The organism is Streptomyces sp. MB09-01, assembly GCF_033794505.1.
In the GTDB taxonomy this organism is placed as follows: Bacteria; Actinomycetota; Actinomycetes; order Streptomycetales; family Streptomycetaceae; genus Streptomyces.
This window is the reverse complement of sequence record NZ_JARAYQ010000345.1, coordinates 1-6,964: the sequence shown is the minus strand read 5'-3', so window position 1 is coordinate 6,964 and position 6,964 is coordinate 1. Positions and strand designations below refer to the sequence as shown.

Here is a 6,964-nt window from a genome sequence, read left to right as displayed (position 1 = left end):
GGCCCCAGCGGTTCCCCCGGCCCCGCAGGACCGGCCGGACCCGTAGGACCCGCAGGACCCGCAGGGCCTGCCGGACCCGCCGGACCCGCCGGACCGGCAGGACCCGCAGGACCCGCAGGGCCCAAGGGGCCTCGCGGTGACAAGGGTGAAAAGGGTGACTCGGGCGACCACGACCACGGTCACGACGACGAGGGCCACGAGGGCCACGAGGGCGACGAGGGCGACGAGGGCGACGAGGGCGATCACGGTCGCGACGACGACCACGGCAAGCCCGGCCACGGTCACGACGACGACCACGGCAAGCCGCCCGGCCACGGTAACGACGGCCCCGACCAGAGCAAGCCCCCGTGGGCGGACTTCCTGCCCGGCGGCCTCGACGACGTTCTGGGCCAGTTCCGCCCCGACCACACCGCCAAGAGCGTCAACTTCGCCCACGTGAGCGCCGCCACCGACCGGCAGCCGAAGGTGGCGTCGGCGGACCTGGCCACGACCGGTTCCAGCAGCGAGCCCGGCATCATGGCCGCCGCTGCAGCAGCGCTGGCCTTCATCGGAGGCTCGGCCTTCTTCGCCATGAAGCGGACCCGGCGAGGTGCAACGACCCGACAGGACTAGCCCGTCGCAGGCGTGACCGCCTTCGATCCGGTCCGCCGTTCGGCAGCTGAGCCCCTGGACACTCCGCCCAGGGGCTCAGTGGGGCTCGCGAGTGATCGGCGCCGACAACGCGGTTACGCGTCCGACAGGGACAGTGTGCAGATGCCCGGCCGGAGCTCCGTGCCCACGTGCGCCTCGACGGCTTCCTCGATGAAGGTCCGGGTACGGTCCGGGCTCAACGCCTGGGCCTGCAGGTGCGCGTACATGTCGCTGTAGCGTCGCACGTCGGATCGTTTCTCCAGATAGAGGTCGCTGGTGAACCTCTCCAGATACACCACGGTCGCATCGGCGGCATCGGCGAACTCGAGCAGCGAGAACTGTCCCGAGACACCCGGGTGCGCACCCACTCCGTGAGGGAGAACCTGAAGGGTGATGTGCGGCTGGGCGCTGAGGCGGGTCACCTGGTCCAACTGTTCGCACATGACCTTGCTGCCGCCCACCACGCGCCGCAGCGCCGATTCGTCCAGCACGACCCATAAGCGCAGCGGGTTGCCCGGCGCGCTCAGCCGGTCCTGGCGCAGCATCCGCACCTGTAGGCGTGTGGCGGCCTGTTCGGCATTGGCATGAGGGATCGTTCCTGCGATGACCGCCCGGGCGTAGGCGGGAGTCTGCAGCAGGCCGGGAATCACCAAGGGCTCGTAGATACGGATCGTGGCGGCCTCGGCCTCCAGGCCGATGTAGGCGCCGTACGGGATGTCGTCGTAGGCGTTCCACCAGCCCTGCCGGCCCGATTCCCGGGCCATTTGCATCAGATGGTCGACGCGCCGCTGATCCCGGACTCCGTACAGCCCGCAGAGATCCCGCACGTCGCGCGGCTTGATGAGTCGGCGGCCGTTCTCCAGCAGGCTGATCTTGGGCTGGGAAATCAGCAGGCGCGCCGCCACCTGCTGCGTCGTCATACCGCTGATCTCCCGGAGCCGGCGCAGCTCCGAACCCAGTCGGCGCCTGCTGACGGTGGGATTGACAGTGACACCCACGAGACGTGCTCTCCTCCGCTCCAAACCCTTGCGCTGGCGAGCAGATTGCCACGGCCAAGGGCTGTTGGATCGGCCTTCGCACCGTGTCGTGCACGGTGACATCCGGTGCAGGTTTCTGCGCAATATGCCAGGCGATCAGCTGCTACGACCCGACGTCCTGAGGTGGGAGTCCCCACGCACTGACCGGACCAAAAGAGAGAGTCGAAAACAGGCCATCTTTGGCGCTTCGTCAGCTGGTGCCCCGTGTACCGGGGTTAACCGTTCCAGGCGCTGCGGAAACGAAAGCGCGCGGTAGCGAGGAGGACGTCAGTTCGCTACTCAGGAGTACCGATTTCCGGACGCCGGGGCAAAGGGCCCCCTTTGCCCCGGCGTGCAACCTGACCGACGATGTCCGTGCCGCTCGGTCACCGGAGGTCGCTCAGCACTCCGCTCACGTTGAGTACCTCGTGACACTCCTGCGCCTGACGGCCGGTGGCCGGGGTGCCCGGCTTCGCACAGGTCACCTGGACGGTCACAGTCTGGCTCTCGGTGATGCTGATGGGGGTGACCCAGTGGTAGTCCTGGTTGCGGAACGTCTCCAGCGCGATCGTGGTGATCTTTCGGTCTCCGAAGTCGATGGTGACCACCCCTTCGTCGCCCTGGAAGTTCGCGACGACGACGTCCGTGATTCCGAAGGCCTTGCCCGCGGGCACCGTGTAGGTGCCGGTCTTGGTCTGCCCGCCGCCGGTCTGCAGGTCGATGGTGGCCGAGCTCTGCTGCCCGCCGGATCCCGTACCGCCTCCGCCTCCGGCTCCCGTATCCGTCCCTGTTCCCGTACCGGCTCCGCCCGCGCCGGGCTGGGTCCCCTTGCCTCCGCCGCCCGGCTGCTTGCCGTCGCCGGTCACCGGGGTCTGCCCGTTCAGGTCCGCGCTGGGCGTCGGCTTCTTCTGGACCGCCTCGTCGGCGGCCTCCTTGGCCGTGCTGCGCACGGCCGGACGTACCAGCAGGAACCAGGCGAGCAGCAGCGCGAGCAGCGCGGCCAGTACCGCGAGCAGCCACGTCGGGAAGATCGGGATCTGGACGAACTCCGCGTCCAGCGTCGCGCGGACGGGGTCCGGCTCCGCCTCCGGCCGCTCCCTGCCGACCTCGCCACCGCCGTCTCCGGCACTGTCACCGGCTGCGGCTTCAGTTTCGGCCACTTCCACGGTGAACGGCCAGGTCACCGGCGTCCCGAACCAGACCGGCTTGCCGGTGCGGACCCGCAGTCCCACCTCCGCCGACTCCCCCGGCTCCAGCTTCAGCGCCGTGGGAGCGAAGGCGAACTTCAGCTCTTCTCCCGGCTGGGCGGGCGTGAAGCCCAGCTGTACGGGGCAGTTGCCCTCGTTGCGCACGGCCAGTCGGTAGCGTCCGCGCAGCCAGCCGCGGCGCCTTCTGGGAGCGCTCTCAGCCCGAAGCTCCCGGAATGCTCCGATATGGACGGTGGTCTCGGGGACCCGAACGGCCTCCGGGTGCTCGGTGGGCAGCACGCGCACGGCGAGCGGCACGTCCCCCGCCCGCACCTGCGGCGAACGGGGCGGCGCCAGACGGATCGTCACCGTTTCCGAGGTGCCGGGGTAGAGGGAGACGCGCTCGGGCTCCACCGTGGCCCAGGCAGCGCAGTCGCCGACGACCTCCAGGCGGTACGCCTCGACGATGTCGCTGTCGTTGCGGACGGTCAGGCTGGTGGATGCGGTACCGCCCGGCGTCACCGACACCGGCGGGATGTCGAGGCCGGGCGCGCCAGGGCTGGAAGAGGCTGCTGGGGATATCACGCCTCGACGCTACGCCGCCGTCCCGGCCGCTTCCACGGACGCGAGGGCAACGCCCCGGGCAACCCCGATGCCCCCACAGACACTCGTCAACTGCGGCCAAACAAAGCCCTGTTGACCATTCCTCTCCATTCGTGACCCCACATACGCATCCTGGAACAGGTACGACACATGACCCAGCCTGAGAACTACGGACCCGCCCCCTCATCCGACGTCGCCGGCGGACGGGTCACCGTGGCCGTGTACGCACCGGACCCGGTCCTGCACGTCGGAGTCGTCCACCAGTTGCGCCAGCGACGCGAGATCGAACTCGTCGACCTCGCCGACGCCGACGGCGCGCAGGTGTCGCTCGTCGCCGTCGACAGCGTGGACGACGAGACGGCCGCCCTGCTGTACCGGCTGCGGCACAACCCGGGTACCCGCACCGGGCTCGTGGTCGGCACCTTCGAATCCGGGGACGCCCTGCAACGCGCCATCGAATGCGGCGTCACCGCCGTGCTGCGGCGCACCGAGGCCGACCAGGACCGGCTCCTGCGCCTGGTCCTGGCGATAGCCAACGGCGAGGGCGTGCTGCCCGGCGACCTGCTCGCGAAACTCCTCGACCACGTGGGCAGCCTGCAGCGTTCGACCCTCGACCCGCACGCCGTGTCCCTGTCCACCCTGACCTCGCGCGAGGCCGACATGCTGCGCCTGGTGTCGGAGGGCCTGGACACCTCGGAGATCGCGCGCAAGACCTCGTACTCCGAACGGACCGTCAAGAACGTGCTGCACGAGATCATCACGCGGCTGCACCTGCGCAACCGCACGCACGCGGTCGGCTACGCCCTGCGCAACGGGCTGATCTGACCGGGCGGCGGGAGCCTGCACACGGCGGCGGTCCGCCGCCCCTGGCGGGCCGCACCCGCCGCTGCCCGAAAGCGCACCGGCCGCTTCCCCCGGGTGCGGCCGCACGGCCCTCCCGGCCGCCCCTGCCGGGCCCGCAACGTGGCGGGGTCGGACGTGAATGCTGTACCGGACTGTGAGGTGGACCGTGATGCGCACGGGTGGCTCCGGCAGTCGTCGACGCCGCTGGGGGAGGGCCGGCGCGCCGTTGCTGCTGCTGGTGCCCTTGCTCGCGGTGACGGCGGCCACCGGCCCGGGCGACGCCGAGGCGCGCCCCCTGGCGGCCGACGCCGGTGACGGCCGGGTCGTCTACGCCGGCACGCGCCACCGCAGCCTGGGCCGGGTGGCGAGCGGCACGTCCAGCACCCCGCTGTTCGGCGAGGGCCCGGCCCACCTGGACACCCAGCCGGCCGCACTGGGCGACCAGCTGGTCTTCGCCGGCCGCCGCGACGAGCGGACCCCGCAGGTCTACCTGCGCTCCGCGGACGGCTCGGTGCGGCGCCTGACCAGCGGCCTGGACGTGGCGAACCCCCGGCTGACCCCCGACGGCCGGTCGGTCGTCTTCGACTCGGCCCCGCCTTCCCCGGCCGGCGGCATCCAGCGCGACCTGTGGCTGGTGCGCACCGACGGCACGGGCCTGACCCGGCTGACCGACTCGCCCGCGAACGAGGAGCACCCCACGGTCTCGCCGGAGGGGGGACGCCTGGCGTACTCCTCGGACGGCGACGGAGCCGTCGGCCGGCAGGTCTACGTACGTCCCCTGCGGGGCGGCGGCGCCGCCACCCGCGTCACCGACCCCGGCAACGGCACGGCCACCGAACCGGTGTGGAACCCGGTGGACGACAAGGCGAACCGGGACGTGATCGCCTACACCGCCACCGGACCGGCCGGGCCCCGCCTGCGGTGGACCGACGGGCGCGGCGGCGGCCCGCTGCTGGCGGGCGCCCAGGCGAACTGGCGTACCCACGGGGCAGCGTGGCTGCCCGACGGGAACGGTGTGCTCTTCCTCAGCCCCGACCGCACCTGTGACTGCGAGGGCGACTGGGACCACGTCTTCCGGGTGCCCGCGCACTCGGCGGACACGCCCGAGGTGGAGCTCAGCGAGGACCGCGAGGTCGGCTCGCCCACCTGGCTCGGTCCGCTGACCGGCGGCGGCGTCGTGGTCGAGCGGACCTCGGCGGCCGGGCCGCACGTGGTCACCCTGCAGGACGCCCGGATGGACGGATCCGACCCCCGCGACCTCGGCCTGACCATCCTCAAGGAGGACCCGGCGGCCGACACCAACACCGACCCGGCCAAGGATCCGCTGTTCCGGCCGGGTCCCGGCTTCGACCCGTGGACCGAGCGGCAGAACTACACGCCCGACGGGCGCAGGATCGTGCTGACCCGCTTCGAGGACACGCCCGACGGCCGGATCGAACGGATCTGGATCGCTGACGCCGACGGTTCCCGCGCGGCGCCCCTGCCGCTCGCGGGCCGCGGCCCCAAGGACTGGGACACCGACCCGGCGTTCTCCCCCGACGGCCGGTTCCTGGCCTTCACCCGGACCTCGCCCGGCGGCGTCGGCGGTGCCGCGGGCCCCGCACGCATCCTGATCGCGGACGCCGCGACCGGCGCGATCCGCGGCGAGATCGCCCCGCCCGCCGGCCAGGCCCGGGGCGGCGACGCCCAGCCCACCTGGTCCTCCGACGGCACGACACTGGCCTTCACCCGCAACCTCGTGATCAACGACAAGGGCGGCAACAAGCACATCTGGACCGTGCCCGTGGACCACCTGGACCGGCAGCGCGACCTGAGCGCCACCCTCTGTCCCGGTGCCTGCGAAGTCATCGACGACAGCCCGGCGTTCTCACCGGACGGCGCCACCATCGCCTTCAACCGCAAGAACGGCGCCGGCCGCGTCGACGAGCGCAGCGGCATCCTGCTCGCCTCCGCGGCCGGCGGTGCCTGCCGGGTCCTGCTGCCCGACTCCGCCCGCGACGTGCCGGGGGCCTGCGGCCGGGAGCTGCCGGAGCCCACGGCCAAGGGGCCGTTCCAGCCCCGCGACGCCGCATGGACCGCCGACGGCAAGAGCCTGGTGCTCAGTGCCCGCGGCTCACGGGCCCCCAACAGCCCGGAGAAGCTCAAGCTGGTGGACGTGGCCTCCGGCGACCACAACCTGCTCGTCACCGGCCTGCCGGGTCGCCAGAAGGAACCCGGCGTGCAGCAGTCGGTGGACCTCGCGGTGCGGGCGCCCGAAAAGGCCCCGCCGCTCACCGTCGGCGGCTCCGGCACCGTCCGCGTGGACGTCGTCAACCACGGACCGGCGGCCTCGCCCGGTACCCGGCTGGCCGTCGCGCCCCCGCTGGGCGTGAGCGTCACCGCGCTCACCACACCCGGAGCCACCTGTGACGCGGCGGCGCTGACCTGCACCCTGGGCGTGGTGCCCGCCGGCGCCACCGTCACGGTGAGCGTCACCCTGACCGGCGTCACCGCCGGGGACCAGCCGGTGGACTGGTCGGTCACCGGCACCGTGCTCGACCCCCGCCCCAGCGACAACTCCGGGCGGACCGTGGTGCCGGTGACCGACCAGTCCACCGGCTGGTCCCCGGCGATGACGCCGGTCAGGGTGACGCTCACCGTGACGGTGGCGCCGGCGGGCACCACGCCCAGGGTGCAGGTCAGCGC

4 protein-coding genes and 1 pseudogene are annotated in these 6,964 nt (G+C 72.2%); 3 read left to right on the top strand and 2 right to left on the bottom strand.

The genetic code is table 11. The features are described 5' to 3' along the window. Positions 1–612 (top strand): annotated as a pseudogene (locus PV721_RS39220) (hypothetical protein); the annotation flags it as partial. Between the two features lie 113 nt (positions 613–725). Here PV721_RS39220 and PV721_RS39215 read toward each other — a convergent pair. Both PV721_RS39215 and PV721_RS39210 read right to left on the bottom strand, forming a co-directional pair. After that, positions 726–1,628, bottom strand: a complete 903-nt coding sequence (locus PV721_RS39215; protein WP_319733019.1) for a helix-turn-helix transcriptional regulator — start codon at positions 1,626–1,628, stop codon at positions 726–728. A 404-nt stretch (positions 1,629–2,032) separates the two neighbouring features. Further along, positions 2,033–3,418: a hydrolytic protein gene (locus PV721_RS39210; RefSeq protein WP_319733017.1), complete on the bottom strand. Its 1,386-nt coding sequence runs from the start codon at positions 3,416–3,418 to the stop codon at positions 2,033–2,035. Between the two features lie 168 nt (positions 3,419–3,586). On the opposite strand from PV721_RS39210, the gene PV721_RS39205 reads away from it, so the two are divergent. Together PV721_RS39205 and PV721_RS39200 are read left to right on the top strand one after the other, a co-directional pair. Then, positions 3,587–4,261, top strand: coding sequence for a response regulator transcription factor (locus PV721_RS39205; RefSeq protein WP_319733015.1), 675 nt, complete (start codon positions 3,587–3,589; stop codon positions 4,259–4,261). Positions 4,262–4,448: 187 nt separating this feature from the next. Further along, the coding region (locus tag PV721_RS39200; RefSeq protein ID WP_319733013.1) for a hypothetical protein at positions 4,449–6,964 on the top strand (2,516 nt) is incomplete at its 3' end.

Coding starts and splice junctions, on each gene's coding strand:
- PV721_RS39205 (WP_319733015.1), top strand. CDS start 3,587: ATGACCCAGCCTGAGAACTACGGACCCGCCCCCTCATCCGACGTCGCC.